Origin of the sequence: Haloarcula rara (assembly GCF_029338235.1) — an archaeon.
GTDB classification, from domain to species: Archaea; Halobacteriota; Halobacteria; order Halobacteriales; family Haloarculaceae; genus Haloarcula; species Haloarcula rara.
In genome coordinates this window covers 2,787,488-2,813,128 of the sequence record NZ_CP119785.1, presented here as the reverse complement: position 1 = coordinate 2,813,128, position 25,641 = coordinate 2,787,488, and the positions used below count along the sequence as shown (strand labels likewise).

At 66.4% G+C, this 25,641-nt stretch carries 23 protein-coding genes and 1 pseudogene; 7 read left to right on the top strand and 17 right to left on the bottom strand.

Translation table 11 applies throughout. The features are described from left to right. The first annotated feature begins 13 nt into the window (after positions 1 to 13). Entirely contained in the window at positions 14 to 931 is a 918-nt protein-coding gene (locus tag P1K32_RS14990; protein WP_276250500.1) for a spondin domain-containing protein, read from the top strand. Positions 932 to 1,049: 118 nt separating this feature from the next. Here the strand turns inward: P1K32_RS14990 and P1K32_RS14985 are convergent, their stop codons facing one another. Continuing rightward, complete coding sequence (locus tag P1K32_RS14985; RefSeq protein WP_276250499.1) at positions 1,050 to 3,788, bottom strand: ATP-dependent helicase; 2,739 nt, start codon at positions 3,786 to 3,788, stop codon at positions 1,050 to 1,052. Between the two features lie 104 nt (positions 3,789 to 3,892). Between P1K32_RS14985 and P1K32_RS14980 the strand changes: the two genes are divergently transcribed. Beyond that, positions 3,893 to 4,747 carry an ArsR/SmtB family transcription factor gene (locus tag P1K32_RS14980; RefSeq protein WP_276250498.1) on the top strand — a complete coding sequence of 285 codons (855 nt, stop codon included), beginning with the start codon at positions 3,893 to 3,895 and terminating at the stop codon, positions 4,745 to 4,747. 189 nt (positions 4,748 to 4,936) lie between these two features. Continuing rightward, the gene (locus P1K32_RS14975) at positions 4,937 to 5,698 is read left to right on the top strand and encodes an MBL fold metallo-hydrolase (protein ID WP_276250497.1); all 762 of its coding nucleotides are present in this window, start codon (positions 4,937 to 4,939) and stop codon (positions 5,696 to 5,698) included. A 3-nt stretch (positions 5,699 to 5,701) separates the two neighbouring features. Here the strand turns inward: P1K32_RS14975 and P1K32_RS14970 are convergent, their stop codons facing one another. The 6 genes from P1K32_RS14970 to rqcH form a co-directional block, all read right to left on the bottom strand. Then, complete coding sequence (locus P1K32_RS14970; RefSeq protein ID WP_276250496.1) at positions 5,702 to 6,859, bottom strand: GAF domain-containing sensor histidine kinase; 1,158 nt, start codon at positions 6,857 to 6,859, stop codon at positions 5,702 to 5,704. A gap of 105 nt (positions 6,860 to 6,964) precedes the next feature. Then, on the bottom strand, positions 6,965 to 8,032 hold the full coding sequence (locus P1K32_RS14965) for an mRNA surveillance protein pelota (protein WP_276250495.1): 1,068 nt from the start codon (positions 8,030 to 8,032) through the stop codon (positions 6,965 to 6,967). 38 nt (positions 8,033 to 8,070) lie between these two features. Next, positions 8,071 to 8,784, bottom strand: a complete 714-nt coding sequence (locus P1K32_RS14960; RefSeq protein WP_276250494.1) for a DUF4013 domain-containing protein — start codon at positions 8,782 to 8,784, stop codon at positions 8,071 to 8,073. Positions 8,785 to 8,904: 120 nt separating this feature from the next. Beyond that, entirely contained in the window at positions 8,905 to 9,651 is a 747-nt protein-coding gene (locus P1K32_RS14955; RefSeq protein ID WP_276250493.1) for a DUF4013 domain-containing protein, read from the bottom strand. A gap of 123 nt (positions 9,652 to 9,774) precedes the next feature. Beyond that, complete coding sequence (locus P1K32_RS14950) at positions 9,775 to 10,476, bottom strand: DUF4013 domain-containing protein (protein WP_276250492.1); 702 nt, start codon at positions 10,474 to 10,476, stop codon at positions 9,775 to 9,777. 104 nt (positions 10,477 to 10,580) lie between these two features. After that, on the bottom strand, positions 10,581 to 12,725 hold the full coding sequence (gene rqcH, locus P1K32_RS14945) for a ribosome rescue protein RqcH (RefSeq protein ID WP_276250491.1): 2,145 nt from the start codon (positions 12,723 to 12,725) through the stop codon (positions 10,581 to 10,583). Between the two features lie 92 nt (positions 12,726 to 12,817). Here rqcH and P1K32_RS14940 point away from each other — a divergent pair, with 92 nt between their 5' ends. After that, positions 12,818 to 13,195, top strand: a complete 378-nt coding sequence (locus P1K32_RS14940; RefSeq protein WP_276250490.1) for a truncated hemoglobin — start codon at positions 12,818 to 12,820, stop codon at positions 13,193 to 13,195. Positions 13,196 to 13,230: 35 nt separating this feature from the next. Here the strand turns inward: P1K32_RS14940 and P1K32_RS14935 are convergent. The 5 genes and pseudogenes from P1K32_RS14935 to P1K32_RS14915 all read right to left on the bottom strand — a co-directional run bounded on the left by P1K32_RS14935 (position 13,231) and on the right by P1K32_RS14915 (position 18,620). Beyond that, positions 13,231 to 14,594, bottom strand: a pseudogene (locus P1K32_RS14935) (glycerate kinase type-2 family protein). Positions 14,595 to 14,620: 26 nt separating this feature from the next. Continuing rightward, positions 14,621 to 15,655, bottom strand: coding sequence for an NAD(P)/FAD-dependent oxidoreductase (locus tag P1K32_RS14930; RefSeq protein ID WP_276250489.1), 1,035 nt, complete (start codon positions 15,653 to 15,655; stop codon positions 14,621 to 14,623). A gap of 51 nt (positions 15,656 to 15,706) precedes the next feature. Next, positions 15,707 to 16,420 (bottom strand): MBL fold metallo-hydrolase, encoded by a 714-nt coding sequence (locus P1K32_RS14925; protein WP_276250488.1) that lies wholly within the window; start codon positions 16,418 to 16,420, stop codon positions 15,707 to 15,709. A 68-nt stretch (positions 16,421 to 16,488) separates the two neighbouring features. After that, on the bottom strand, positions 16,489 to 16,950 hold the full coding sequence (locus P1K32_RS14920) for an SRPBCC family protein (protein WP_276250487.1): 462 nt from the start codon (positions 16,948 to 16,950) through the stop codon (positions 16,489 to 16,491). 8 nt (positions 16,951 to 16,958) lie between these two features. After that, on the bottom strand, positions 16,959 to 18,620 hold the full coding sequence (locus P1K32_RS14915) for a tRNA uridine(34) 5-carboxymethylaminomethyl modification radical SAM/GNAT enzyme Elp3 (RefSeq protein ID WP_276250486.1): 1,662 nt from the start codon (positions 18,618 to 18,620) through the stop codon (positions 16,959 to 16,961). 108 nt (positions 18,621 to 18,728) lie between these two features. Between P1K32_RS14915 and P1K32_RS14910 the strand changes: the two genes are divergently transcribed. Further along, positions 18,729 to 18,869: a hypothetical protein gene (locus P1K32_RS14910; protein WP_276250485.1), complete on the top strand. Its 141-nt coding sequence runs from the start codon at positions 18,729 to 18,731 to the stop codon at positions 18,867 to 18,869. Here the strand turns inward: P1K32_RS14910 and P1K32_RS14905 are convergent. The 5 genes from P1K32_RS14905 to P1K32_RS14885 all read right to left on the bottom strand — a co-directional run bounded on the left by P1K32_RS14905 (position 18,854) and on the right by P1K32_RS14885 (position 23,527). Then, a complete protein-coding gene (locus tag P1K32_RS14905; protein ID WP_276250484.1) occupies positions 18,854 to 19,342 on the bottom strand; it encodes a cupin domain-containing protein in 489 nt (162 codons plus the stop codon). The two genes, P1K32_RS14910 and P1K32_RS14905, sit on opposite strands and share 16 nt — an antisense overlap. Before the next feature lie 119 nt (positions 19,343 to 19,461). Then, the gene (locus P1K32_RS14900) at positions 19,462 to 21,660 is read right to left on the bottom strand and encodes a DHH family phosphoesterase (protein WP_276250483.1); all 2,199 of its coding nucleotides are present in this window, start codon (positions 21,658 to 21,660) and stop codon (positions 19,462 to 19,464) included. Between the two features lie 75 nt (positions 21,661 to 21,735). After that, the gene (locus P1K32_RS14895) at positions 21,736 to 21,999 is read right to left on the bottom strand and encodes a hypothetical protein (RefSeq protein WP_276250482.1); all 264 of its coding nucleotides are present in this window, start codon (positions 21,997 to 21,999) and stop codon (positions 21,736 to 21,738) included. 96 nt (positions 22,000 to 22,095) lie between these two features. Then, positions 22,096 to 22,734 (bottom strand): YIP1 family protein, encoded by a 639-nt coding sequence (locus P1K32_RS14890; RefSeq protein ID WP_276250481.1) that lies wholly within the window; start codon positions 22,732 to 22,734, stop codon positions 22,096 to 22,098. A 214-nt stretch (positions 22,735 to 22,948) separates the two neighbouring features. After that, positions 22,949 to 23,527, bottom strand: coding sequence for an NADPH-dependent FMN reductase (locus P1K32_RS14885; RefSeq protein ID WP_276250480.1), 579 nt, complete (start codon positions 23,525 to 23,527; stop codon positions 22,949 to 22,951). A gap of 84 nt (positions 23,528 to 23,611) precedes the next feature. On the opposite strand from P1K32_RS14885, the gene P1K32_RS14880 reads away from it, so the two are divergent. Beyond that, on the top strand, positions 23,612 to 24,151 hold the full coding sequence (locus P1K32_RS14880) for a hypothetical protein (RefSeq protein WP_276250479.1): 540 nt from the start codon (positions 23,612 to 23,614) through the stop codon (positions 24,149 to 24,151). Positions 24,152 to 24,209: 58 nt separating this feature from the next. Further along, complete coding sequence (locus P1K32_RS14875; protein WP_276250478.1) at positions 24,210 to 25,640, top strand: APC family permease; 1,431 nt, start codon at positions 24,210 to 24,212, stop codon at positions 25,638 to 25,640. Position 25,641 lies beyond the last annotated feature (1 nt).

Genomic DNA, 25,641 nt, shown 5'->3' with positions numbered 1-25,641 from the left:
CCGGCCAGACGCAATGTCAGACAGTTCGACTCGACGGAAATTTATCGCCGCGACGGGGAGTGCGGCCGCGCTCGCCCTCGCCGGCTGTAGCGGTGACACCGGAGGGAGTGGTACCGCGGACGGAACCGCTGAGAACATGACCACGATGGACGAGCAGCTGACCGAGACCGAGGGCAGCATGATAGAACAGACGACCGTCACCGTCCGCATCGAGAACGTCGCGCCCACGGATTTCTACGGTGCCGAGACGCCAACTGGCGGCGCCATCTGGCTCACGCCGGGCGCCTACGCGGTTCACTCCGGCGACAACCCGATCTACACAGCGGGGGAGGCGGCCTCTATCGGGCTCGAAGCGCTGGCCGAATCCGGTCATGCCAGCGGCTTCGAAGGCGAAGACGGACTCGTCGACGAACTCGACGGGATGGACGACGGCGTCGCTCACTCTGGAACGTTCGACCCCGACGACACAGTTGCCGACCCGAACGACCCGATGGGCGAGGTTCCCGGCGCGCCGCCCATCGCGCCGGGCGGTGCCTTCGAGTTCGACGTCCAGGCCACGCCCGGCCAGAAACTCTCCTTTGCGAGTATGTTCGTCCCGTCCAACGACCTCTTCTACTCTGCGGGCGAGGGCGGCATCCCGCTCTGGCCCGAGGACGGCAAGCCGGTCTCCGGCGACGTCACAGCTAGCGTCACCCTCCTCGACGCCGGCACGGAGCCCAACGCGGAGCCACCGGGCGAAGGCCCCGACCAGGCGCCCGCCCAGGACAGCTTCGACCAGGGCGACGACGAGGGCGGCGTGGTTCGGCCGATAAGCCAGGTCGACGACGGACACAGCTACCCGGCCGTCGAGGAGGCTATCACGGTGACGCTGACGCCAAAGGACTCCATGAGCGAGGGTGAGTCGATGAGCGACGACGACGAGATGAACTGAGTCCTCTCAGGCTGGTTTCGCAACGTCCGTTGCTATCGGTCCCCGCGCAACCCCTCGAAGCTACGACTCGTCCAGACAGCGAACAGGAAGCGGTTTGTCCTGTGCGGCGCCGACGCCCTCAATCGTCCACAGCGACTGCGTCGTCGCCCTCGATTTTCGCTATCACCCGCCGGTGGAACTCCGCGAGCACGGCCGACTCGTCCTCGGCGAGGACCACGTCGCTTGCCAGCAGGGTCGCCAGCCCGAACGCACGCGGCGAGGGCGAGTCCACGCGAATCGTCGTCACGTCCACCCGTTCGCGCTCGATATCGGTCAGCACGGCCTCGATGGCGGCGACGTTGAGCTTGTCCTGCAGAATCTCGCGGTAGGTCTCCTCGACGACAGCGAAATCCCCGAGGTCCTCGGCGAAGCCAAGCAGCATCTCCGCAGAGACCTGCTGTTCGCTCGCGGATTTCTCGTACCCCTTGTAGCGTTTGAGAATCATCAGCGAGCGCGTGGCGTTGATGCGGAAGTACCGCTGGAGCAGGTCCGTCCCGGAAAGGGCCGCACGCAGGTCTCCACGGACCTCGCCGGGGTCGATGTCCCGTACGATGCGCTCGATGTCGACCTTCCGGTTGAGCGGCATCGAGAGGGTAAAGCCGTTGTCGGCGACGGCGACCTGGACGTTGGCGTTGGCGGCCTGGGCGATTCGGTGGGCGAGCAGGCGCGAGAAGCCGTCGTTGAACCGCCGCCCGTAGTTCGAGTGGACGTGGTAGTGGCGTTCGTACTCGTCGTGGTCCATCGCTTCCTCGACGACCAGGCGCTCGTCCGTCGCGACCGACTCACTGCCGGCGTAGGCGACCTGTTCGCTGAACATCCGCGCGATAGCACGGACAGAATGCTCGTCCAGCGGGAAGGTTCTGAGCCAGTTGCGGACCTCAGAGAGCCCGCCCGCTTCGAGCTTCGCCAGCAGGTCACGCTGGAACGTCAGTACCTCCCGGCCCAGGTCATAGGAGAGCGGGAGCCGCTCGGAGAACCACGAGGGGACGTTCGGTCGGGCCGCCGTCGGGTCGACGTACACTTTCGAGCCGCGCCGGTACCGGTACTCGTAGTTCGACCCGCCCAGGACGAAGACGTCGCCCTTCTCGAGTTTGTCCAGATAGGACTCATCCAGTTGCCCGACCCACTCGTCGCCGCTGCGGGTGATGACGTCACAGGTAAAGGAGTCCGGGATGGTCCCGATGTTGGTCATGTAGATGACCCGCGCAAGCCGGCCGCGCTTGCCGACGAGTGGCTCGTCCACCGCGTACTCGTCGTAGTGGTACTCGCCGTCGGGCGGGTCGTTGGCGTCGCGCCATATCTTCGCGTAGACGTTCTTGTCCTCCATCCCGGGGTAATCGGCGGTCAGATACCGACAGAGCTGCTCCCACTGTTCGTCCGTGTAGTTGCGGTAGGGATACGCCCGTTCGAGGATACCCCTGACCTCAGATTCGGGGCGGACTTGATTGATGGCCATTCCGTAGACGTGCTGGGTAGCCACGTCCTGGGCGTTCTCTGGGATGAACACCCGGTCGACGAAGCCGTCGGTCGCCTTTCCGAGCATCACCGCACACTCGATGAGTTCGTCGCGGTCCAGCGCGACGACACGCCCTTCGACGGTCTCGCCGAGCTGGTGGCCGGCGCGGCCGACGCGCTGGAGCAGTGCGGCGACGGATTTGGGCGAGCCGACCTGGACGACGAGGTCGATGTAGGGCATGTCGATACCGAGTTCGAGACTGGTCGAGGTCGTCACCACGTCCAGCTCGCCCGCTTTCAGTGCGCCCTCTATCTCGTGGCGTTTGTCCTTCGAGAGCGAGCCGTGGTGACAGCCCGAGTTGTCCTGGTCGTAGTCGTCGTAGCGTTCCCGGAGGTTCTGGAGGACCCGCTCGGCGCCCGAACGGGTGTTCGTGAACACGAGCGTGTTCGTGTGGTCTTGGACGTGCTCGTGGAGCTGCCGGTAGAACCGGTCGGTGACGACGCTGGTCGGCGTGTCGATGAGGTCGTCGGTCGGACAGGAGAGTTCGACGTCCAGGTCTCGGACGAAGCGGGTGTCGACGATTTCGTACGGCCGGGGGTCGCCACCGGGCGCCTCGCGGCCCACGAGGAACTCCGCGACCGTCTCCAGCGGTTCGACCGTCGCCGAACAGCCGATGCGCGTCGGCGAGCCCTCGGTCATCTGCTCCAGTCGCTCCAGGGACACCGAGAGGTGGGTGCCGCGTTTGTTCTCCGCCAGGCTGTGAATCTCGTCGACGACGACGTACTCGACCGTCTCGAGTTTTTCCTGGAACTTCGGCGAGTTGAGCAGTATCGCCAGCGTCTCGGGCGTCGTGTTGAGGATGTGGGGCGTCGTCTCGAGCATCGCCTGCCGGTCGGCGCTGCTCGTGTCGCCGTGGCGGATGGCGTGGCGAATCTCGACGGCCTCGCCCCGTTCGTCCAGCTTGTCTGTGATACCCTCGAGAGGTACTGTTAGATTCCGGTGGATGTCGTTGGCCAGTGACTTCAGCGGCGAGACGTACAGACAGTAGACGCTGTTGTCGAGGCTTTCCTCGCGAGCCTTCGTAAACAGCTCGTTGATAATGGCGGTGAAGGAGGCGAGCGTCTTCCCGGAGCCGGTCGGGGCACAGACCAGCGCGTTCGTGCCCTCGTGGATGAGCGGGATCGCCTCCGTCTGGGGCGGCGTGAAGAAGCCGCCGTTGTCGGGGACGAACTCGCCGAACTGCTCGACCCACCACTCCGCGACCACCGGCGCGAGCGGTTCGAGCACGTCGGCGTCGTCGATATCGACCGACGCCGCGTCGAAGGGAGGGTCCGTCGCGGCGAGTCGCTCGCGCGGGTCCATCGTCTGGATAGCAGTTGGCGCGGACGGACAAGTGGGTTCCGCACGGCCTGTCGGTCAAACCCCGCTCCACGAAATTCATTACACTGGCCGTTCGTCTCTGCGATATGTCCCTCCTGCCCTCCCGCGGCCCCGACACGAGCACCTCACAGGACGGTGAGTTACAGGTCGTCGGCGTCGACGAGGACGTCGCGTCCGTCTTCGACGCACTCGGCTCGGAGACGGCCCGCGACATCCTCAACGCCGTCTACGAGGAGCCCGGAACCCCCTCCGAGCTGGCCGATCGTCTCGATATGTCCATCCAGAAGGTCTCCTACCACTTGGAGAAGCTAGAGAGCGAGGAGCTCATCGCGGTCGCCGGCACCCAGTACTCCGAGAAGGGCCAGGAGATGACGGTGTACGAGCCGCCGGAGGACCCGCTCGTCGTCTTCGTCGGGACGCCCGACAGCAAGCGGACGCTGCGCTCGCTGGTCGAGCGGTTCGTCCCCGCTATCGGCCTGCTCACGGCGGCGAGTGTCATGGTGCAGGCCGTCTTCGGGACGATTCCGGGGCTGTTTGGCTCGCCCGAGAGCCCCAGCGGGTCGGGTTCCGAGCCCGGCGGTGCCGGCGCCAACGAGACGGCGAACACGCCGGAGTCGACTCCGACTCCAGACTCGGCCGAGGCTCAATCGGGAGCGGAATCGACCGAAGCCCCGGAACCGGCGTCGACCGATACCCCGCAACCGACGGACGATGGCGGTGGCGTCGGCATTCTGGAGGCCAACGAGACGCCGACAGAGACGCCGACGGAGACGCCGACACCCGAGCCCTCGACCCCCGTCGAGACAGCACAGGAGGCGGTCGAGACCGCTACGACCGTGGCCAGTGGCGGCGGGGCCGACCTCGAACCGGGGGTCGCGTTCTTCCTCGGCGGGCTCCTCGTCCTCGCCGTTGTCGGTGTGACGTGGGCCTACACGTCGTGACCACCGCTTTCGGTCGCTCAAATCGTTTTTTGAGCCTCAGATGTCCTTTTGGGAGTCCCGTCAGTAGCCATACACAGGCCGTCGAATGACGCGTTTGCCCACGTGTCTCTGACCCTCCGTCGACGGCCATCCACCCACTCACCCGCTGGCGCACCAACCAATTTGGCCCTCCCCCCGCATAGCCGAGCTATGCGACTCACTTTCCTGGGGACCGGGGCCGCGTTGCCGACCGGGAGCCGCGCACAGTCCGGAACGCTGCTCGAAACCGACGCTGGCGCCCTGCTGGTCGACTGTGGCAGCGGCGTGCTGGACGCGCTCGCACGGACCGACACTGGCTATGAAGGCGTCGACGCCGTCCTGTTGACCCACCACCACCTCGACCACGTTTCGGACCTCGACGTGCTGCTGAAAGCGCGCTGGCTGGCCGGCGAGACCGAACTGACCATCGCCGGACCGCCCGGCACGGTCGCGCTCGTCTCTGACCTGCTGTCGGTCCACGAGTACATGCAAGACCGCATGGACCTTCGGCTGGTCGATATCGACGAACCGACGATACGGCTTGCCGGCTTCGATGCCGAGTGGCTGGAGACCCGCCACTCGATGCAGTGTTTCGCCTATCGACTCACGCCGTCAGGCGGTGGACCCACGGTCGCGCTCAGCGGCGACTCGGAGGCGTTTCCGGAACTCGTCGAGTTCGCCGACGGCGCGGCCGTGTTCGTCCACGACTGCTCCTTTCCCGACGACGTCGACGTCTCGAACCACCCCACACCGACGAGCCTCGGACGCGCATTGGCCGCGGCCGACGCCGACGTCGGGCGGGTCTACCTGAACCACCTGTACCCACACACCGAGGGGCGCCACGAGGAGATGCTGGCGTCGCTGGGCGAGGCCTACGACGGCGACGTTCGCTTCGCCGAGGACGGCGTATCGATGACGGTCGAGAGCGTCTGAGCGTCACGCACGCTGGAGCGTCACGCGGAACTCCGCCCCGCCCATCTCGCTCTCGCCGACCGTCACCCCGCCGCCGTAGGATTCCGTGAGCGCGCGGACGAAGCCCAGCCCGAACCCGGTCCCAGAGCTGTCGGGCCCTTTCGCACCCATCTCGAATATCTCCGAGCGGATAGATTCGGGGACGCCCGCGCCGTCGTCCGCGAACACGACGACGACGGTGTCGGTGCCCGTCTCCTCGACCGAGATGTCCATCTGGACCGGACCGTCGTTGTGGACGGCGGCGTTCGAGAGGAGGTTCGTGAACACGGAGTCGAGCAACTCGCCGCTGTAGACGCGATAGTCGGCGGCCTCGGGGTCGAAATCGACCGTCAGCTCCGGGAAGTTCGCGTCGACCTCGGTGACCGTCGCCTCGAGGATAGACCTGAGGTCCCGTGGCTCGGGCTCGTCTTGCTCTTCGAGCGTGCTGACGAGGTTGCCGACCCGTTCGATGAGGTCGGCGGAGCTCTCGGCGGCCCGCTGTATCTTGCCGACGTACTCGGCGGTCTGGCCCTCTACCTCGCTCGCGACGGCGTCGGCGAAGCCGGCGATAATCTGGAGGTCGTTCCCCAGGTCGTGCCGTAGCAGGCGGTCGTACATCTCTATCATCTCCTTGCGCGTCTCGAGGTCCTGGCGGGCTCGTTCGAGCCGTTCGCGCGAGCGGATGTTACTGATGGCCGTGGCCGCGTGGGAGGCCAGAATCTCCAGTGGGCGGCTGTACTCCTCGCCGAACGTATCCACCGAGGTCGAGCGGGTGACGAGGATAGCGGTCACCTCGCCGCCGACCTGTGCCGGGACCGCGAGCGTCGCAGTCACCTCAGAGTCGCTATTCAGGCCGGCCTCCGTCCCGGTGGTGGTGACGGTCTCGCCCGTCTCGAAGGCCTCCCTGGCGACTGGGCCCGGTTTGCCGCCCTGTGTCAGCCGCGGGTTCGTGCTGTGGACCACTTCGAGTTCCCCTTCGCGCACCTCGATGAACGTGGAGTAGGAGAACTGGAACAGCAGCGACATCGCTTCCAGCGTCAAGGAGACGACCTCTTCGACGGACTCACACCGGTTGAGCGCCTGCCCGTACTTGTTGAGGTCGGCGACCTGTCTCGCGAAATCCTGCTGTTCTTCGAATGACATGATATCGTGGCCCCCCGATTCGTCTGCTATTACTCGGTAACAGTATAAAAAATGGGCCGGACGATTACCAGAATCGATACTTCGAACCGCCCTCCCCGCCGGCGCTCACTCGAGTCGGTACCTGAGCAACGCGGCGATACCACCGAGGTTCGCGAGCTGCTCGCCGGGGGCGAACTCCGCCGAGAAGACCGTCACCGACCCGCCTTTCTGCTCGGTCGTCTCGATGATGCGGTCGGCGTCGACGTCCCAGTCGCCCTCGCCGGCCCGCTCCTTCCGGAGGCGTTCGTCGAGGACGAGCAAGGTCTCGATAGCGCCGAAGTCGGCGGCTTTGGCGACCTCTTCGGGACCGTATGCCACCTCGCTCCCCTCGCCGATACGAGCCATCAGCTCGTCGATGTGGTCGGCCTCCTCGGCGATGCGAGTCTGTTGCTGGACGTCCTCGACGGCGCCGCGTTTCAGCACTTCGTGGACGCCGCGGTCCCCGACAGCCGCGGTGTCGACGACGGTTATCTGTTCGGCGATGTCCGGAATCGCGTCGCTGAAGTAATCCAGCGCATCCTGTTTGGTAAAGCCCGGGCCGGCGAGGATGTAGGCGTCGACATCTTGCCGTTTGAGCACGTCGGCCAGTTCCGAGAACAGCTCGTCGCGCGGCCGGGCGTAGTCGCCCTTGCCGGTCGTCGAGGTGATGGTCGCGCGCTCCTCGGTGCCGTACTGGGCGACGGTGTGGACGTGGGCCTCACCCTCCTCGACCGTCGCGATGGCCACGTCTGGGTTCTCCGTGGACTCGACGGCCTCTTCGAGCCGGTCGTCCTGGTCCGGTTTCCACCGTTTCTCGATGGTCAACTCGGTGTGTTCCTCGACGTTGAGCGTGTGGTGAAAGCCCAGCTGGTCCTCCCGGGAGCAGTCGACGATTTCTCCGCCGACGCGCAGCCGGTTGGCGAACTTCGCGAACTCCACGTCGGTCACTTCGATTTCGAGCCACATCGGCTCTCGCTCGCCGCCCTTGTCACGGAGGTTGTCGTCGTTGCGCTGGATGCGGCGGGTGGTGTCGCCGGAGACGTGGTCGCCGGGCTCGACGATGTAGGAGAGGTGCCAGAGGTCATCGAGCGTCTCGGGGACCAGTTCGACGCGCTCGCGACCCTCGCCGGTGGCCTGCCGGCTCTGTATCTGCATACCTGAACTCCGCCGCCGGGCCTCAAGTGCCCTGCTATTCAGTACGGGGAGTGGCCGACATTCGATTCCGGTTCGCGCTGGTCAGTGACGAGTCCCGTCTCGGCCACCCCGGCCCCGATAGCGTAGGCGCTGGCCACGTTGCCGTAGAAGACCATGAACGGAATCACCAGGATGCCGACGATAGTCAAGAACATCATGTTAGAAACGAACTGAACGACGAAGTGGATAACGACCGCAATCAACACGCCCACAAGGTATCGTTTGTCACCCCCCACGGTCCGGAGCGTCGAAGGCGAAAAGGCCGAGCCGAATTTGCCGGTCACCGCGTAGGCCGCCCAGGCCGCCGGGAGGAGATACAGCGCCGCAAGCGCCATGAGCAGCGCGACCAGTCCGAACACGAGTAACAGGGCGACAGCCATCCCGGAGATTGCCCCGCCGCCGGTACCGGTGGTATCGAGTACCGAGGAGATACCGACGAGCAGGCCAGTGAAAACTACTGACGGAACGAGGATGTAGACGAACATGATGAGCAGCGACACCAGACCGTCGACGAACATCTCTCCCCAGTCGTCGAACGCCGGCGGCGTCTCCGTGTCGCCGACAGCTACCTGTCGGACCACCCTGACGAGATAGCCGTTCCCCAGGAACAGCGGGACGATAAAAAAGACGAGCGCACCCAGAATCCCGCCGATAAGGATGCGCGCTACGTTCTGTTCGCCTCGCCAGGGATAGCCGATTGCGTCCTCTAACATAGCTCTTGTATTGACCGCCACGGTCGCGTGACCGCTCGGTGTGACGATTTACGCTTTAGAAAATGTCGGCATAAATTTTATCCTTAGCTCTGCTGGGAACTCCCCGCAGAGTAGCACCGCTCAGGCCGTGGGCTGGTTCGCGGTCCACTCTTCGTCGCTGTCACCGTCGAGCGGAATCTCCGCGACCCCCCGCCCGATAGCGTAGGTACAGGCCACCTGGCCGTAGAAACTGATGAACGGAACGAACAGGATGCCCACGATAGTGACCATTGCCACGTTGGTCGCGAGCCCCGCGAGCATATTGATAGCGAACGCGAACAGCCACGCTATCGCGTAGTCCCGATTCGTGACGATAGTCCGGACCGTAGACGGTGAGAACGCCGCGCCGAGCGTGTCAGTCCGCACGTACGCCGCGACCGCGCCGGGCAGGAGATACCCGGCGACGAGGAAGAGGACACCGGCGAGAAGCTGGACGACGAACAGCCCGAAAAAGCCCAGCAGAGCCCCGGCGGACGCGGCCCCGTCGCCCCCAATGCCAGCACCCGCGAAAAACGCGAAGAACGACGCTATCCACCCCACGGCGACGAGCAGGAACGGTACCCCGAAGTAGACGGCGCCGATGACGAATGCGGACAGTCCATCGCCAAGCAAGGCTCCCCAGTCGTCGAACGCCGGGGCCGTCTCCGTCTCACCGGCCATCACGTTTCGCAGCACCCTGAGGTTGTAGCCGTAGACGAACAGTATCGGGACGAACAGGAAGCCAAACATACCCAGCAGCCCGCCGATAGCGATGCGTTCGACGTTTCGGTCACCCGTCCACGGGTAGCGAATCGCGTCCTCGAAATCCTGCGTCGTGTCCTGAGCCATCGGTGTGTATCCCGCCCCCGGTGCTGGAGACAGCACTCCGTCACCGGGAAGACGACTTTCTATCCAGATGTCGGTTGTATATAATTTACGAGACGTCTGTGGGCAAACGGCCGGACTGCCTGTTCAGTCAGCGGGCTGGCTGACCGGCATCTCGCTGCCGTCTTCGACGGCGGGCATCTCCCGCACCGCCGTCCCGATGGCGTGTGCCCCCGCGACGTTCGCGTAGAACGTGATGAATGGGGCCAGCAGCGCACCGACGAAGACGGCACCGAGCGCGCCCGAGACGATACTGGCCAGCAGGCTGATACCGACGGCGACGACCCAGCCGGTGGCGTAGGTCTTGCTGAAGACGTACACGCGCAGTTCTCCCGGCGAGAACGCCGCCCCGAGGTTGTCGGTTCGCACCCAGGCGACGACGGCCGCGGGCAGGACGTAGGCGAGCGCTAGCGAGACGACGGTCAACAGAGCGAGCGCACCGAGCGCGATGAGCCCGACCACGAGACCGCCGCTACGGCCCGGACCGGTGAGTCCGAGCGTCGCGCCGCTCGTGACGACAGCGACGATAGCGATGACCGCCGGGACGAGCGAGTACGCCAGTCCGATGGCGAAGGCTTTCAGCCCGTCGACGAACAGGTCACCCCACTCGTCGAACGCCGGCGGCTCCTCGATGCCGTGCAAGACCGTTCGCAGCGTTCGGACGACGTATCCGAGCACGAAGAACGCGGGGACGACGAGGAAGCTCAACAAGAGCAGGAGTCCCCCGATGGCTACGTTCTTCACCGCGCTGTCGCTGTTCCGTGGGTAGTTTAGGGCTTCTTGAAACATGATGGCTCCCGATACCCGGCGCCGAGTCGCCCTGTCCGCGCGGCTCGTCGTCTTGTACCTACATATACTACGCCCGACAAGTATATAAGCCTGCGTGAGCCGTGCTACTTCTCGACCATCCGGCTCCCGCCCGGCGGCAGGAACTCCTGAATCAGGTCGGGGCTGGCGACCTTGCGGACGAACGACTCGTCCGTGAATCGCGACTTGAACTCCCGGTAGAGTCGTTTCGCGATGTCGTTCTGGGCGTACTGACCGGGCTCGACTTCGATGCTCGTGGCGACATCGTCCTCGATGGCTGCCGGCGGGCCGCCGACGACCTGTGTGCGGTTCTCACACTGGATGCCGACGGCGACGCCCACCGGCGTGTCCTCGAAGTACGTCCGGTCGCCACGCACCGCGAAGCCGCCCTTCTCCAGGTACTCCCCGCTCTCGGGCGTCTTCGAGACCTGGTCCGGGTCGACCATGTAGACGTCGCCGGCGAACTTCCCGTCCTTCCAGACCGAGCTATACGAGACGGCGAACTGCGCGGCCTCCTCCAGCGAGGACTGGGGGAAGTCGACCTCCTTTGCGGACTCGCTCGGGCCGGTCGCTTTGAGGACGGTGACCGGGCCGCCGTGGGCCTGCGCGTGGAAGAACTTGTCACCGCGTTCGAGGTACTTCTGGACTATCTGTTCGTTGTCGTCGGCGTCGCGGCCGCCGATGACCAGATAGCCGTCCGAGGTGTGGAACCAGCGGAACTGCTCGTACCACTGCTCGTTCTTCCGGACGGGAATCGACGGTTCGGCGAGCCAGTCGGTCGGTTCGTGCTCGCCGTCATCGGCCTCGTCGTCGGACTGGTCGGGGCCGCTGTCGTCGGCCTCCCACTGGTCGCGACGCTCTTTGACCGCTTCGAGGTCCTCGCGGGTGTCCTCGATGGCCGCCAGCGCGCCCTCCTTCTTGCCCTCGATGCGCTTTGCCTGCTTGTACAGTTCGTCGGCGTTCTTCTCGACGCCGGTGTCCGCGTCGACCGTGACCTGCGTCCCGTCTATGTCCAGTGTCACCGTCCCCTCGCTACCGTCGACGCCGACGACGGCCGCTGCGGCCGGGATGCCCCGCTCGGCGCCTTCCGCGAACTTCGCCTGGATGTCGTCCCACGGGACGTCCTCGGCGCGGGCGTTCTGGACCGTCGAGAGCACCTCGTCGACGAGGTCGTAGCGGGCATAGAGGAGTTCCGCCTTCTCGCGTTCGGCCTGTGCGTCGGCCTCGAAGTCCTCGATGGCCTCCTGCTGCTGGCGGATGATGTGTTCGTACTTCGATATCTCGCCCTCGAAATCCGGCTTGGTCGTCTCGCCGCCCTCGACTTCCTCCTCGCGCTGGAAGTTATAGAAGTAGTCGTCGAGCGCGCCGTTGAACGTCTCGAAGGGCTCGCTGTAGCGGTGCTCGTACTCCTCCAGGGCCACCGGGGTGGCGTCGACGCGGCGCCGTTCTGGCTCACCGTCGTCGTCGGTCTCGTCTAACTCCTCGTAGTAGACCCGCGGGTCAAGCGGCCCGTCACGGAGTACGGACGCAAACTCCGAGACCACCTCGTAGAGGCGTTCCAGCTGGTCGTCGGTGAGGTCTTCGACCGCTTCGTGGTAGTCGATACCGGCCCGCGTACACAGCTCCTCGCCGTAGAGGCCGCCGAAGTTGAGCTGGGTCGCAAGCGTCCGGACGAGGTCGGCGTCCGAGTCGCGGATGCGGGCGACGAACCCGTCGTAGTCGACCGTGAGGGGATTGAACCGGGCGGAGGGGAACTCGTAGGGGGTCCCCGGCGCCACGGTTCTGGATTTCAGTCGCACGGTCTCCAGCGAGTCGATGACCTCGCCGTGCCCGTCGAGAACGGCGAGGTTCCCGTCGCCGAACAGCTCCGCCACGACCGTCGTCGACCCGTCCTCCCGGTCGAACTCCAGTTCGAGGATGCGGTCGAACTCGAACTGTTCGACCCGGACGAGGTCGGCCCCCGACAGCCGGTTCCGCAGCATCATCGCGAAGTCGGGCGGCCGCCCGGGCGCGTCGGGGACGTGGTCGGCGTCGGCGACGTACGCGCCCTTCACGTCGCCGAGTTCTATGATGAACTCGACGCGACCCCGGTCGAAGTCCCGCAGCTTGAGCCGCACGAGGTCGTCCTCGGCGTAGAGATAGGCCTTGTCGAGCTTGGCGCCGGTGTACTCGCCCAGTTCCGTCTCCAGGGCGGCGAGGTCGACGCTCGTCAGCTCCCGCTTGTGGTCCATATCGGTGGCTGTCGGCGCCCGCCCTAATGCCTATCGGGACAGCACAGGTCCACTTCAGAATCGTTTAGTCCGCTTGCGCTGTTAATCCTCACATGGCACAGGAGACGCTGTACGAGCGGCTCGGGGGCCACGACGGCATCCGCGCCGTCGTCGACGACTTCTACGACAGACTGGTTGCCGACGACGACATCGGCCCGTTCTTCGAGGGGTCGGACCTGGCAAAGCTCCGGCGGACACAGACCGACTTCCTCTGTGAGGCCGCCGGCGGCCCGGAGACGTACGACGCGGAGCCGATTCGCGAGGCCCACATCGACGTCCCGTTCACCCCGGCACACATCCAGCGGGCCGTCGAGCTCCTGTACCGGAGTCTCGACGAGTTCGACGTGGCCGACGACGACGCTGACGCCGTCGTCGAGGCGGTCGCGGCCTACGAGCAGGACTTACTCGCCGAGCCAGACCAGGACGACTGAGTCCCTCGCTGCGAAGCGAGCGACGACACGCTATCTCAGTCGGGCGACCCGACGACGATGACACGGAGGTCGTTGACGTTCGTCCCCGTGGGGCCGGTTTCGATGAGTGCACCGTGTTTGTCCAGATAGGCGTTCGCATCGTTGTCGTCGAGCGCCCGGCTGGCGGCCCCGGGGTCGGTCATGAGGTCGCCGTCGACGAGCGCGCCAGCGGCGTCGGTGTTGCCGTCGATTCCGTCCGTGTCGACCGCGGCGAGCACCGTTTGCGGGGGCCGTCCAGCCCCTCGCCGAGAACCGCCGCTGACGGCAGCGCCAGTGCTGCGGCGAGGGCGAACTCCTGGTTTGGGCCACCACGCCCCTCACCGCTGACGGTGACGGTCGTCTCGCCGCCCGAGAGGACGACCGCCGGCGGCGTGACAGGGTTCCCAGTCGCGGCAATCTCCTCGGCGACGGCGACGTGGGCCAGAGCGGCGTCCCTGGCCTCGCCCCGTATCCGCGAGGAGAGGACGAGGGTCTCGTACCCCCGCTCGCTCGCTTCCTCGCGGGCGGCCGCCAGCGCGGTCATGTTGGTGCCCACGAGATGCGTGGTGACCCGTTCGAACGCCGGGTCGTCGGGACCGGGTGTCTCCTCGATGGCCCCTGCGGCGCCCGCTTCCAGTCGTTCCCGAACGGGCTCCGGGACTGTGAGGTCGTAGGAGTCGAGCACGTCGAGGGCGGCCGCGTAGGTCGTGGGGTCGGCCACGAGCGGCCCGCTGGCGATGACGTCGAGGTCGTCACCGACGACGTCGCTGAGGACGAGCGCGGAGACCTGCGCCGGTGCGAGCGTGCGGGCGAGCTGACCGCCCTTGATCTCCGAGAGGTGTTTCCTGACGGCGTTGACCTCGTGGATGGACGCCCCGCTCGCAAGCAGCGCGTTCGTCGTGGCCTGCAGGTCGGCGAGGCTGATACCGCTCGCGGGCGCCACCATGCACGCGCTGCCGCCGCCGGTGACGACGGCCAGGACGAGCGTGTCCGGGCCGACCGACGCCGCCCGCGCGAGCAGTTCGCCCGTCGATTCGACGCCCCGCCGACTCGGCACCGGATGGGCCGCCGGGCGGACGTCGACCACGGTCGTCGGCCGGGGGTCGTCGGTGACGACGACACCGCCGTCCAGCACGTCGCCGAGGATGTCTTCGAGCACCGCAGCGACGTGGGCGGCCGCGTTCCCGCCACCGACGACCAGGACCGACTCGTACGACGAGAGGTCGTGGCTCTCCGACCCGATTTCGAGGGTCGTGCCGTCGAACTCGAGGGCGGCGCTGACGACCCGCTCGGGATGGGCGGCCTCGATACCGGCTTCGAGGCAGGCCAGCGCTGTCGCGTGTTGCGGTGTCTCGGGGAGTGACTCTCGGTTGTGAATCATCTGTGTGACACGCGCGAGCGGTCGTCTCAGAGTTCTTCGGCGAGCGTCTCGCCGACCTCCAGTCCATTGCGGACGGCGGCGTGGAGGCGCGGCTCATCGGCCACCCAGTCGCCGGCGAAGTAGAGGTCGTGGTCGGCCGCGGGGGCGAGCGTCCCGCGGTCCACACCGTCTTCGGGCTGAGCGTATCGCCAGTGCTGGTGGTCGGTCCAGTCGGGCTCGGTCAGCCGGTCGTCGTCCAGCAAGTGGGCGGTCCGCTGGGCAATCTCCTCGACCAGTCGGTCGGGGTGGGCGTCGTAGTTCGCGACCGACCAGCCCTCGTTCATCTGGACCAGCAGGAGCGACTCGCCGTCGGGGACGTGGCCAGCCTTGCACTCCTCGCGGGCGACCCAGCCGATGTCGTGGGTCTTGTCGGTGTTGACGGCGGCGTACCACGGCACGTCGAGTTCGAAGGGGTAGTGGAGCATCCCGGAGATGACAGTCCGGTACGGGACCGAAGCGACGGTCTGGCGGAGGTCGCGGCAGTCGTCGTGGTCCCAGTCAGCCTCGCCCAGCAGGTCGGCGGTCTGTGGCGCCGGCGGCGTGAGCAAGAGGGCGTCGTAGTGGCCGTGGTCGGTCTCGTCGGCGTCGTGGACGCGCCACCCGTCGGCCTCGCGGTCGAGCGTCTCGACTCTGACGCCGTTGTGGACGGTCGCCTCGCTCTCGGCGAACAGCCGCTTTGCCAGCTGTGTGATGCCGGACTCGTAGGTCCACTTGTGGCCGTCGCTGTCCCGTCCCTCACCGATATCGCCGTCGCGTTCGAAGGCGTAAATCGGCGCCGCGACGTCGACGAGCCCGTCGGTCGGAAGGGTCTCGGTCACCAGTTCGGTGACGCGCTCGTCGTCGGCCTTGAGGTAGTTCGCGCCGTACTCGTAGGTACAGTCGTCGTTCCGTCGGGTGGCGGCGCGGCCACAGACGCCGCGGCTCTTCTCGAAGACTGTCACCTCGACCGGAGCGTCCCGCAGCGCGTAGGCCGCGGCCGCACCCGCCCCACCCGCACCGACGATGGCAAGCTTGGATGTCATGTCCCAACAGTGGGGCGGCGCGAGTAAATAACCCGGAGCCGTCGGCCAGTGTCACAGCCGACCGGCCAGCGCTCGCAAGGCGTCGTGGCCACCGGTCACCAGCGGGTCGCCGTGACCCATGGCTGCGACCTCGAAGCCCGGAATCCGCGCGGAAAGCGCCGCGACGCTCTCGCGCAACTGGGCCATGTCGTAGGAATCCCCCCAGAACGGCGTCGTCAGGCCGCTGTCGTCGCCCGCCCAGACGAGGTCGCCCAGAAAGGCCGCCGACGCGCCCTCGTGGTGATACACTACGTGGCCCGGGTTGTGCCCCGGCGTGTGGTGGGCCGTGAACCCACCGACGGTGTCGCCGTCGTCCAGCGGTTCGAGCCGGAGGTCCGGCAGCGGGAAGAGCCGGCGGCTCACCCGGTGAAAGAGGCCCTTGTGGTGGAGCCACTCGGGGTGGGCGCGTCGCTCCAGCAGGTCGAGGTCGGCACGGCCCACGGCGACCGGGCCGTCGAACTCGGGGACGAGTCGGTTGAGCCCGCCGACGTGGTCGAGGTCGTAGTGGGTGACCAGCACGCGGTCGAGGTCGGCCGGGGCGTAGCCCACCGCAGCGAGCTCCTCGCGGACGGTGGGTTCGTTCCACCAGAGGCCGGTGTCGACGAGCGTCAGGCTGTCCGGCCCCGCCTCGAACGCGCCCCCATCGACGAGGTAGGCGTTCGACGCCAGCGGCGGGAACAGGCCCAGTTCCAGCAACCAGACGCCCGGCCGAAGCTCTCGGACCATACTCTCTAGAGGGGACGGGCGAGCAAAACGGCACTGTATCGTGAGTGGAACTGTCTGTCACGCACCACTTACTCGTCGAGAAACCGACGCCAGCCGTCGCTTTCGGCCAGTTCTCGCAATGCCTCGGCGTGATAGTCGACGAGCGCCTTCAGGCGCAATCGGGCGACCGGCGCCCCGAGTCGGCCCAGGGGAGCCAGCGGCATCGTGAACCGGACGTCGTCTGTCATCACTGTCTCACCCTCGACGTGCTCGAAGGTGTGCGTGTGGACCAGCGAGCCGAAGACGCCCGACAGCTGCTCGTCCTCGAACCGCCTTGGACGGTCCATCTCGGTCACCTCGGCAGTCAGCGAGAACGGCACGCCGAACTGGCGCTGTCTGAAGGTGACGCGGTCGCCCCGTTCCAGCAGTCCGGTCGCACCCTCGGCTCGCTCCTCGGGCATCGTCGCGACGTGGGCCTCGACGTGACGCGCGAGGTCGAAGACGCGCTCGCGGGGCGCCTCTATCCGTGTCTCCCTGACGATACGGCCCATCGAACGCCCTACAGTTGTTTGCTCACGTACGGGCCGTCCTGTTTGTACTCGAGCTTGTTCCGATAGTACTCACGGACGCCGATGCCGGAGATGACCGCAATCTTCGAGAAGCCGGCGTCGCGGGCCAGTTCCTCGGCTTTCGAGAGCAGGCGCTTGCCGTACCCCTTGTGCTGGTGGTCACCGTCGCCGGCGGACTGCCCGACACCCACGGAGTTGCCGTAAACGTGGAGTTCCCGAACGAGCGCGGCGTCCTCCAGTTCGCGACGAACCGGGTCATTGGGGAACCGAAGCCGACAGAAGCCCACGAGCACGTCGGTCTCGAAGTCCTCGAAGGAGATGAAATGCTCCGTGCCGCCACAGGCCTCGTAGGTCATGACGTTCAGTTCGACGTCTTCGGCGACCTCCTCGGAGTGGCCAGCCTCGCGACAGCGGATACAGTCACAGGACCAGTCGTGTTTCTCCATCTCCTTCCAGGCTAGCTGGCGGAGGTTGGACTTCCAGACGCCGCCCTCGATGAAATCCGCCGGAATGTCCCGCTGGACGCGCTGGAGACGGGTGTAGCGGGGAATCATGTCCTTGATTTCGGCGACGAGCTCGGCGGCCTCCTCGTTGTTCAGGGGGTCGAAGTCGTTTTTCTTCCACCAGTCGTAGGTGACAGTGCCCGGAACCACGAGCGTCGGGTAGATTTTGAGGTAGTCCGGTTTCCAGCGCGACTCCGAGAAGATGCGCCGGAAGTCCTCCAGGCACATCTCCTTGGACATCCCCGGCTGCCCGGGCATCATGTGGAAGCCGACCTTGAACGCCGAGTCCCGGAGCCGTCGGTTGGCGTCGATGCTCGCCTGGACGCCGTGGCCCCGATGCATCTCGCGGTTGATGCGCTCGAAGGTCGTCTGGACGCCCACCTCGACTTTCGTCCCGCCCAGGCGGAGCATCCGGTCTATCTGCTCTGGGTCACACCAGTCGGGCTTGGTCTCGAAGGTGGTCGCGACGTTGCGCACGTCGGCGGCCTCGTTTTCGGCGATGACGTCCTCCAGATACCGGAACTCGTAGTCGTCCCGGTTCTCCGCGAAGCTGACGCCCTCCGCTGGCTGGGGGTCGGCCTCGGGGTCGAAGTCGTTCATCGCCTCGATGGCCCGCTTGACGAACCACTCCTGGTAGTCGTGGCTCCGGGCGGTCATCGTCCCACCCATGATGATGAGCTCGGCCTTGTCGACGGGGTGGCCGATTTCCCGGAGCTGATTGAGCCGCAGGGTCACCTGCCCGTAGGGGTCGTAGTCGTTCTGCTCGCCGCGGGCCGCGGCGGGCTCGTGGCCGGTGTACGATTGGGCCGAGGAGAACTCCGAGTCTGGGCCGCCGGGACAGTAGAGACACTTCCCGTGTGGACACCGGTGCGGGGAGGTCATAATCGCTATTGGCGAGACGCCCGAGGCCGTCCGAACCGGCTTGCGCTGGAGCACCTCCTCCAGCACTTCGCGGTGCTCCTGCGGGGCGTAGTCGAGCAGTTCGGAGTTCTGCGGGACCTTCGGGGCCGAGTACTCCCGGCAGACGTCTATCTTCGCGCTCTCGACGTCGTCGCGCTCGACTTCGCCGGCGAGGATGCGCTCTACCAGCTCCGCACACACCTGCTGGAAAGCCTCAGTCTCCTCTGGCTCCGTCGTCTCCGTGCTCATCGCTTACCGGAACTGGTTGTCACGGCCGAATAAGCGTGTCGCTCGGGCCTGCGGCGAGCCCGCACACGCCCACTGGATTGAAGTCGTGAGCGGCCCAGATACGCGTATATGAGTACTGAAACCGCCGACGCCGACGACACCGCACGCCCCACGTTCCGCGGGTGCGTCTTCTGTTACTCCGCCGAGTGGGCCTACTACGGCGCGAAGAAGGCTGTCGGGAAAGTCTCGGGCAGTCAGTCCTCCCAGTAGTCCAGCTCGGCGTGCCGGTCGAGATACGTCGATAGCGACCGCTCCTCGCTGTCGCCACCCGGCGGGGACCCGGCGTAGAGGCCGACCATATCCCGGTCGGGATAGACAGTGATGTCGGGTTCTTCCATCGTCCCGCTCATCAGCAGGCGGAGCCCGTCGTCGCCGGCTTCGATGTCGTGACAGCTCTCCTCGCCGGGCGGCAGGGCGACGTAATCACCGGCTTCGAGCGGATGCTCGGTCTCGTCGGGACCCAGAAAGAGTGTGCCCTCCCCGTCGAGCACATAGATCGACTCCTCGTTGCCCTCGTGGTAGTGGCGCACCCACAGCCGCTTGCCGGCCGGCACCTCGTAGAGGCTCGTGCCGAGCTTCTCGCCACCGGCCGCCTCGGCGAGTTTCTTGCGCTTGAACTGGCGGTCGCCGCGGTCGTGTTCGGTCCACTCCAGTTCGGCAGCATTGACAGGGCCGTCGCTCATATCTGCTACTACCGGCTGTAACAAACTAAAACAGTTCGCCACCCACTGGTGGCGAATATCTCTGCGACTTACAGCCGACAGTAGGGTCGACAGCGGTCGGAAAGAAAAATCCTGTGTCGTTACAGGTCGTCGGCCAGTCGCTCGAGCGTCGCGTCGAGCACGGCGTCGCGCTCGCCGGCCAGATAGCGGACCGAGCCGTCACGGACGCTTCGGGTGGTGACACCGCCTTCGGGCACGCTCTCGTCGACGTCGGCGACCAGTTCGTGCAGGTCGATGTCGGCGTCGGTCCGGACGTACAGCGTGTCAGTGTCGACGCCGACCACGGCGTCGACCTCGTCGCGAACCGAGCGGTGGAGTTCGTCCAGCAGGAGCGTCTCCGGCGGGAACTCGTACTGGTGGGAGTAGGCGTCCGTGTCGAGCACGGCGATGTCCGCCTCTGCGACCGTGTGGTACTCCAGATTGGCCACGGCGGTCGAGACCTCCTCGTCGACCTTCTCGCGGAACTGCTCGGCGACGTGACCGGCCAGCCCGCCGACGTCGGTCTCGTCGTCGCCGAAGACGAGGTCGGTGATGAGCTCGCGCTTGTCCTCGTAGGACTGGTAATGGGCCTCCAGCGCGACGGCCTCGCGTAGCTGGGCGAGCGCTTCGGCGTCGTAGCCGGCCTCGCTCGCGAGGTCGACGTAGGCCTCGTGAGCGTCCTCCCAGAAGCTCACCGCGGGGAGGTGCTGGAGGTCTGCGCGCACGTCCTCGTTGACGTGGGCCGCGACGTTGGCCGCGAGCGTCGTCGCGGTGGTGTCCGGGGCGTCTGCCAGGCTCGGCGAGACGACCGCGTCGACGGCGTCGGTGACGGCGCCGTCGACCTCGATGTCGTCGACGACGACGGTCGGCGCGCCGTAGACGTTCAGCAGGTCGAAGCCGTCGAGGCTCTCGCGGGTGCCGCCGGCGGCGACGAAGACGAACAGGGGAAGGGCCTCGTCGTGACGCTCGCGGTTGTCGAGCATCTGGGAGGCGTCCTTGGTGGCGTCGTCCATGTCGTAGACGCCGCCCTCCAGCGGTCGGCGGTCGAAGTAGTGGTACTGGGCGTCGGCGCGTCGGTGCTGGTCGGTGACTAAGGGGAGCGTCGCGCGTTCGAGCGCGCTCCCCGCGAGATAGCCATCGGCAGTGTTGGTGTGGCGGACGATGACCGGACGCTCGGTGAGCACCGCTTTGCGAATCTCGGTGGCCGCCTCGACCAGGTCCGCCGAGAGGGCCTCGACGGTGTCGTCCTCGGCCAGGGGCTCCACGGCGTCGGGCCGGGCCTCGTCGTCGAGCGCGTCCGCGAGGCGCTGTTCGACTTCGTCGCGCTCGTCGTCGTCGAGGACGGTGAGCGCCTCGGTCTCGACCTGGAGCTCGCCCCGTCGCTCGCGCACTTCGCCATCAAGCCGGGCGAACTCGCCCTCCTCGACGTCGGGGTAAGCGCGCACGCCTGCTTCGACGAACGCGGCACAGTCGACGGTGCCGGTCTCGTCCTGTAGCTCGAAGACGGTCGGGCCGGAGGTCTGGCGGATTCCGACGACCTCGCCCTCCAGTCGGACGTCCTCGCCGACGTGGTCCGCGAGGGCGCCGACGGGAACCGTCTCCAGTTCCTCCTCGGCCTCGACGACGGCCGCGCTACCACTCGGGGCGTCCGTCTCGGCCGTCTCGTCGGGGGACTGCTCGTCGTCACCGTTCGAACCGAACGAGCCGCCAGCTTCGGAGACCCGGTTGTCGTCGCCCATCTGACTCACGTCACCCGCTTCCGGTTCCGCGGGCTCTGCGTCTGTCTCGGCGGCGTCGGTGTCAGTCGCTGCCTCGACCGCATCGTCTTCGGCGGCAGTGTCGTCCGACGCGTCTGCGGACGTGTCGGGGGACTGAGCAGACGCCCCGTCCCCGTCAGCGTTTCCCGACTCGTCCTCTTCCAGCAGCGTGGAGTGGCCCACGTCGGGGTCGTCCACGAGCACGCCGCGGAACTCGCGTTCGGCCTGTCGGATGGACCAGCCCAGGTCCACGTTGCCGTTGTCGCGGACGTTCTTGACCTGGACGTACACCTCGTCGCCCGGCTCCCAGTCCAGCGAGTCGAGCCGCTGGTCCAGTTCGCTACGGTGGAGCAGGCCGGTGACGCTGTCGCCGATGTCGACGAAGACGCCGAACTCGGCGAAGCCGTCCACGCTGCCGCGGTAGTATCGACCAATGTTCAGCTGGTCGGCGCTATTCCCTCGGAACTCGAACAACGCGTCCTCCTCGTGGAGGTCACAGATGTGTCCGTCGACGGATGTGCCGCAAATGATACACGAACCCATTGACCGATGCAAGCAGGTGGGGCCTAAAACTGTTGTCGAATTCGCCGCGCGAGAAAACCCGAGCGTACCGGGCCCTCACTCGAAGACCTCACTCTCCGATTCGAGCAGTTGCAGGCCGTCTGCAACGGCGCTGGCCTGTTCCGGGAACAGCGCGACCTCTATCTCGCTTCCCTGTTCGTCCTCGAAGGCGAGTTTCACGCGCTTGTCGCCGTACTCGCGAACGTCGACTCCCTCCACGTCGTACATCTTGACCGTCGCCTGTTTGTTCGACGGGCCGACGTTCTTGAACGCGCCGTCCTTGAGTTCGAGCATAAACTGGTCGATGTCGAGCGTGAGCATACCCCACCTTCGGGCTCCGTACTAAAATCCGCTCGCACTCATACTGCCGGCTATAACAAACTGAAGTAATTCGCCACCCAAGGGGTGCGAATATCTTTACGAACTTATAGCCGGCAGTATCCCGAGCGCCGACAGTGCGTCAAAGCCCCGGAAGCCGTAGCCGAAGATGATCGCAGCGGGGAGGGCTCCAACGGCGACCGCTTTCGGCAGACTGAGCTCGTGGACGACGGCCGTGCCGACGACGTACAGCGCCGCACCCCACAGCGTGACGAGGACGCGCAGTTCCGGGACGGGAAGTCCCGCGACGATGCAGGGAGCCATCGCGTAGCACATGACCTGGACCGTCTCGCTGATACCGCCCCGGTCGGGCGCGGTGGGCACGAGCAAGAGCGTCTGTATCGCCGCCGTCAGGTGGACCGTGATGGGCGCGACGAAGACGATGATACCCAGGAGGGCAAGTACGGCCACGCCCGGTGGAAAGTCGCCAATGGCGGGGTAGGGGAACGGTCCCGTAGAGACGAGGCCACGTGACGCGAGCTCGACGACGAGAAAGCGACCCAGCTCCTCGACGAGGACGACCAGCGAGGCGAAGATGAGGCCCGGCGCCTGGTCACCGGGGGCGATGCCGGTCCGGAAGAACCGTCGCGGTCGCCGGAGGACTTCCGCCCAGGCGCGCACGATGGCCACTGGCCCGCGGTCGCGCCCCGTGCCGGTGGTCTCGACCCACTGTGTCACGGGTGTGTCTGCGGACTCGGTCAGTAAGACAATTGCGAGTTCCGCTCCATTATCTGAGGGGGCCCGGTACCACACAGTGAGCAGCTAATCGTCGGCGCCTTCGGTCGCTGCACCTGCGGAGCAGATGCTCACGAGTTCGGGCACACGGCCCTCAGGGCTAATCATCTGCTCCTTCGAACCGGATGCTTACGGCTTGGACATAGCGTCCGCACGGCTAATCACCCGCTCCGACATTTTCCGTGCTCTCCAGACACGGCGGGTCCGGCTCGATGTTGGCGTACTGTACGGCCTCCTCGCCCAGGCGCGCGACGCGCTCGTCGATTCCCTCGTCGGTAATCGCCCCGTTCTCGACGGCGTTTCGGGCTCGCGGCACCGCGGCCTGGTGGGGGATGACCCAGCAGTTCAGCGCCCGGCAGACAGAGCGGAGGTGTTCCAGCGCGGTGATGGGGAATCCGCCGCCGGCGACGGCCAGCAGGCCCACCGTCTTGTTCTCGAACTCGTCGAAGCTACAGTAGTCGAGCGCGTTCTTCAGCGGGGCGGAGTACGAGCCGTGATAGACTGGCGTTCCGAGCAGTATCGAGTCGGCCTCGTGGATGGTGCGTGTGAGTTCGGGCGCGTCGCCCGCCTCGCGGTCGTCCGCGTCGAAGACGGGCAGGTCGTACTCGCGGAGGTCCAGCAGTTCGGTCGTGGCGCCGGCCTCGCTGGCCGCATCCAGGGCGCGTTCGACGGCGACGCGGGTGTAGCTCCCGTCGCGGAGACTGCCAACGACCCCGACGACGTGTGGTCGTGCCATGCGTCAACGCAGACAGCGACGATCCAAAGGGGTAGCGGTAATTCCGGTCCCCACTTTCGTAGGGCTCGCACTCGTAGTCAGCCCATGCGACCGACCATCGCGGATATCCGGCCCGATATTCCGTATCGCGTTCGACACCTCGTAGGACCGCCGCTGACCCGTCTGGCCCGGCGGGTCGGCCGGCCGGAGTTCCGGCTCCACCGGTCGGGCTACGCCGGGACGGTCGACGTGCCGATGGACGAGTTCGAGCGGGCGCTGTCTACCGGCGGCTTCGCGTGGGGCCCGGTCAGCTGGTACCACCAGCCGCCAGTGGGGGCGGACCCGAACGGAAGCTGGACCTATCGTAGCGCGCCGTTGTCGGACCGACAGCTCCACGTTATCCTCAGCCGACATGACGACGACCGTCTCGACGTCTACGCCCACTGGGAGTACAACTGGCGTCGCCACCCGGTCAAGCACGCGAAACAGCTCGGTATCGACCGAGAGGCCGGGTCCGCGTCCATGCAGGCGTGGTTCGACAGCCACAGTATCGACTACGACTCTCGGTCCCGGACCCGGCGGAAAGTCAGTCACGCCGTCCGACGCGTCGCGGCGCCGCTGCTCGGTCGGAGGGCCGCCGAGTAGGAGCGTCGTCCCCGCCCGGGACACCGGTTTTATCCCAGATGTGCGGTAACATACATCTATGGCCGACCAGCCTGTTGGTCCCGGGGTGTCCGGGGAGAACGTCGCCGGTGAGACGCCGGTCGAGGAGCCCGAGACTGTCACCGACGAGGCCATCGTTCACGACGAGGAGACCGAACTCGAGCGGACCATCGGGCTCGTCGGCGGGCTGGCTATCGGCATCGGGACGATGATCGGGGCCGGTATCTTCGTCTTCCCCGGTCTCGCGGCCAGCACGGCCGGCCCGGCCGCCTCTCTGTCGTTCGCTATCGGGGGCGTTATCGCGCTCCTCGTCGCGCTCCCGACCGCCGAACTGGCGACAGCGATGCCACGGAGCGGGGGCGGCTACTACTTCATCTCGCGGGGTCTGGGCACCGCCGCTGGCGCGATTGTAGGCCTGGGGCTGTGGCTTGGGCTGGTGTTTGCCTCGGCGTTCTATCTCATCGGCCTGGGCCACTACGCGACCGCTGTGCTGGCCGAGGTCGGCATCGAACTCGGCGCCGACCCAGTGGTCGTTATCGCACTTCTGTTCGGGGTGGTACTGACGGCGCTTTCCATCGGCGGAACCGAGAACACCGCCAAACTCCAGAACTACGTCGTCGGGATTCTGCTCGTGGTACTGACGGTGTTTCTCACGTACGGCGTCCTCGATGCGTTCGGCGTGTTCGGCCGGCAAAGCGCGCCGGAAGTGTTCTTCTCCCAGGGAACGTTCCCGGTGTTGACCACCGCCGCGCTGGTCTTTACGTCGTATCTCGGCTTCGCACAGGTGGCCACCGTCGCCGGGGAGATAAAGGAGCCGAGCCGGAATCTCCCGCGCGCGATGATAGGGTCCGTCGTCATCGTCACCGTGTTCTACGTCGTGACAATCTTCGTCGCGACGAGCGCGTTCGGCGCGGACCGGCTGGGCACCTTCGGCGAGACCGCCATGGTCGAGGTCGCGCGGGAGTTCCTCGGACTGCCCGGTGCGGTCGCGATACTGTTAGCCGGGCTGCTGGCGACCTTTTCCAGCGCCAACGCGTCGATACTTTCGGCCTCCCGGGCCGTCTATGCGCTGAGCCGTGACGCCTTGCTCCCCCGGAAAGCGAGCGAGGTGAACCTCCGCTATGGCACGCCACACGTGGCCCTGCTCGCGGCCGGCGGCCCGATTCTCGTCCTCGTCGCGACCGGCGAGGTCGAGCTCCTCGCGGAGGTCGCCTCCTTTCTGCACCTGGTCATGTACGGCCTCATCTGTGTCGCGTTGCTGGTGTTGCGCCGACGGAACCCGGACTGGTACACCCCGAGCTATCGGATTCCGGGCTACCCGGTGGTCCCAGCTATCGGGGCCCTTGCCAGCTTCGGCCTCGTCGCGTTCATGCAGCCGGCCTCTATCGTCGTCGGGCTCGGGGTCATGATTCTCTCGTATCTCTGGTACCGGTACTACGCGAGCGACGTCACGCTGCAAGGAGCAATCTGAC

Bases quoted from the DNA above. Each gene is read 5' to 3' on its own strand.
- P1K32_RS14880 (WP_276250479.1), top strand. From the start codon at position 23,612: ATGCGACCGACCATCGCGGATATCCGGCCCGATATTCCGTATCGCGTT.
- P1K32_RS14960 (WP_276250494.1), bottom strand. From the start codon at position 8,784: ATGTTAGAGGACGCAATCGGCTATCCCTGGCGAGGCGAACAGAACGTA.
- P1K32_RS14970 (WP_276250496.1), bottom strand. From the start codon at position 6,859: ATGTCATTCGAAGAACAGCAGGATTTCGCGAGACAGGTCGCCGACCTC.
- P1K32_RS14965 (WP_276250495.1), bottom strand. From the start codon at position 8,032: ATGCAGATACAGAGCCGGCAGGCCACCGGCGAGGGTCGCGAGCGCGTC.
- P1K32_RS14940 (WP_276250490.1), top strand. From the start codon at position 12,818: ATGGCACAGGAGACGCTGTACGAGCGGCTCGGGGGCCACGACGGCATC.
- P1K32_RS14925 (WP_276250488.1), bottom strand. From the start codon at position 16,420: ATGGTCCGAGAGCTTCGGCCGGGCGTCTGGTTGCTGGAACTGGGCCTG.
- rqcH (WP_276250491.1), bottom strand. From the start codon at position 12,725: ATGGACCACAAGCGGGAGCTGACGAGCGTCGACCTCGCCGCCCTGGAG.
- P1K32_RS14885 (WP_276250480.1), bottom strand. From the start codon at position 23,527: ATGGCACGACCACACGTCGTCGGGGTCGTTGGCAGTCTCCGCGACGGG.
- P1K32_RS14895 (WP_276250482.1), bottom strand. From the start codon at position 21,999: ATGCTCACGCTCGACATCGACCAGTTTATGCTCGAACTCAAGGACGGC.
- P1K32_RS14955 (WP_276250493.1), bottom strand. From the start codon at position 9,651: ATGGCTCAGGACACGACGCAGGATTTCGAGGACGCGATTCGCTACCCG.
- P1K32_RS14990 (WP_276250500.1), top strand. From the start codon at position 14: ATGTCAGACAGTTCGACTCGACGGAAATTTATCGCCGCGACGGGGAGT.
- P1K32_RS14920 (WP_276250487.1), bottom strand. From the start codon at position 16,950: ATGGGCCGTATCGTCAGGGAGACACGGATAGAGGCGCCCCGCGAGCGC.
- P1K32_RS14950 (WP_276250492.1), bottom strand. From the start codon at position 10,476: ATGTTTCAAGAAGCCCTAAACTACCCACGGAACAGCGACAGCGCGGTG.
- P1K32_RS14875 (WP_276250478.1), top strand. From the start codon at position 24,210: ATGGCCGACCAGCCTGTTGGTCCCGGGGTGTCCGGGGAGAACGTCGCC.
- P1K32_RS14930 (WP_276250489.1), bottom strand. From the start codon at position 15,655: ATGACATCCAAGCTTGCCATCGTCGGTGCGGGTGGGGCGGGTGCGGCC.
- P1K32_RS14900 (WP_276250483.1), bottom strand. From the start codon at position 21,660: ATGGGTTCGTGTATCATTTGCGGCACATCCGTCGACGGACACATCTGT.
- P1K32_RS14910 (WP_276250485.1), top strand. From the start codon at position 18,729: ATGAGTACTGAAACCGCCGACGCCGACGACACCGCACGCCCCACGTTC.
- P1K32_RS14975 (WP_276250497.1), top strand. From the start codon at position 4,937: ATGCGACTCACTTTCCTGGGGACCGGGGCCGCGTTGCCGACCGGGAGC.
- P1K32_RS14985 (WP_276250499.1), bottom strand. From the start codon at position 3,788: ATGGACCCGCGCGAGCGACTCGCCGCGACGGACCCTCCCTTCGACGCG.
- P1K32_RS14915 (WP_276250486.1), bottom strand. From the start codon at position 18,620: ATGAGCACGGAGACGACGGAGCCAGAGGAGACTGAGGCTTTCCAGCAG.
- P1K32_RS14980 (WP_276250498.1), top strand. From the start codon at position 3,893: ATGTCCCTCCTGCCCTCCCGCGGCCCCGACACGAGCACCTCACAGGAC.
- P1K32_RS14905 (WP_276250484.1), bottom strand. From the start codon at position 19,342: ATGAGCGACGGCCCTGTCAATGCTGCCGAACTGGAGTGGACCGAACAC.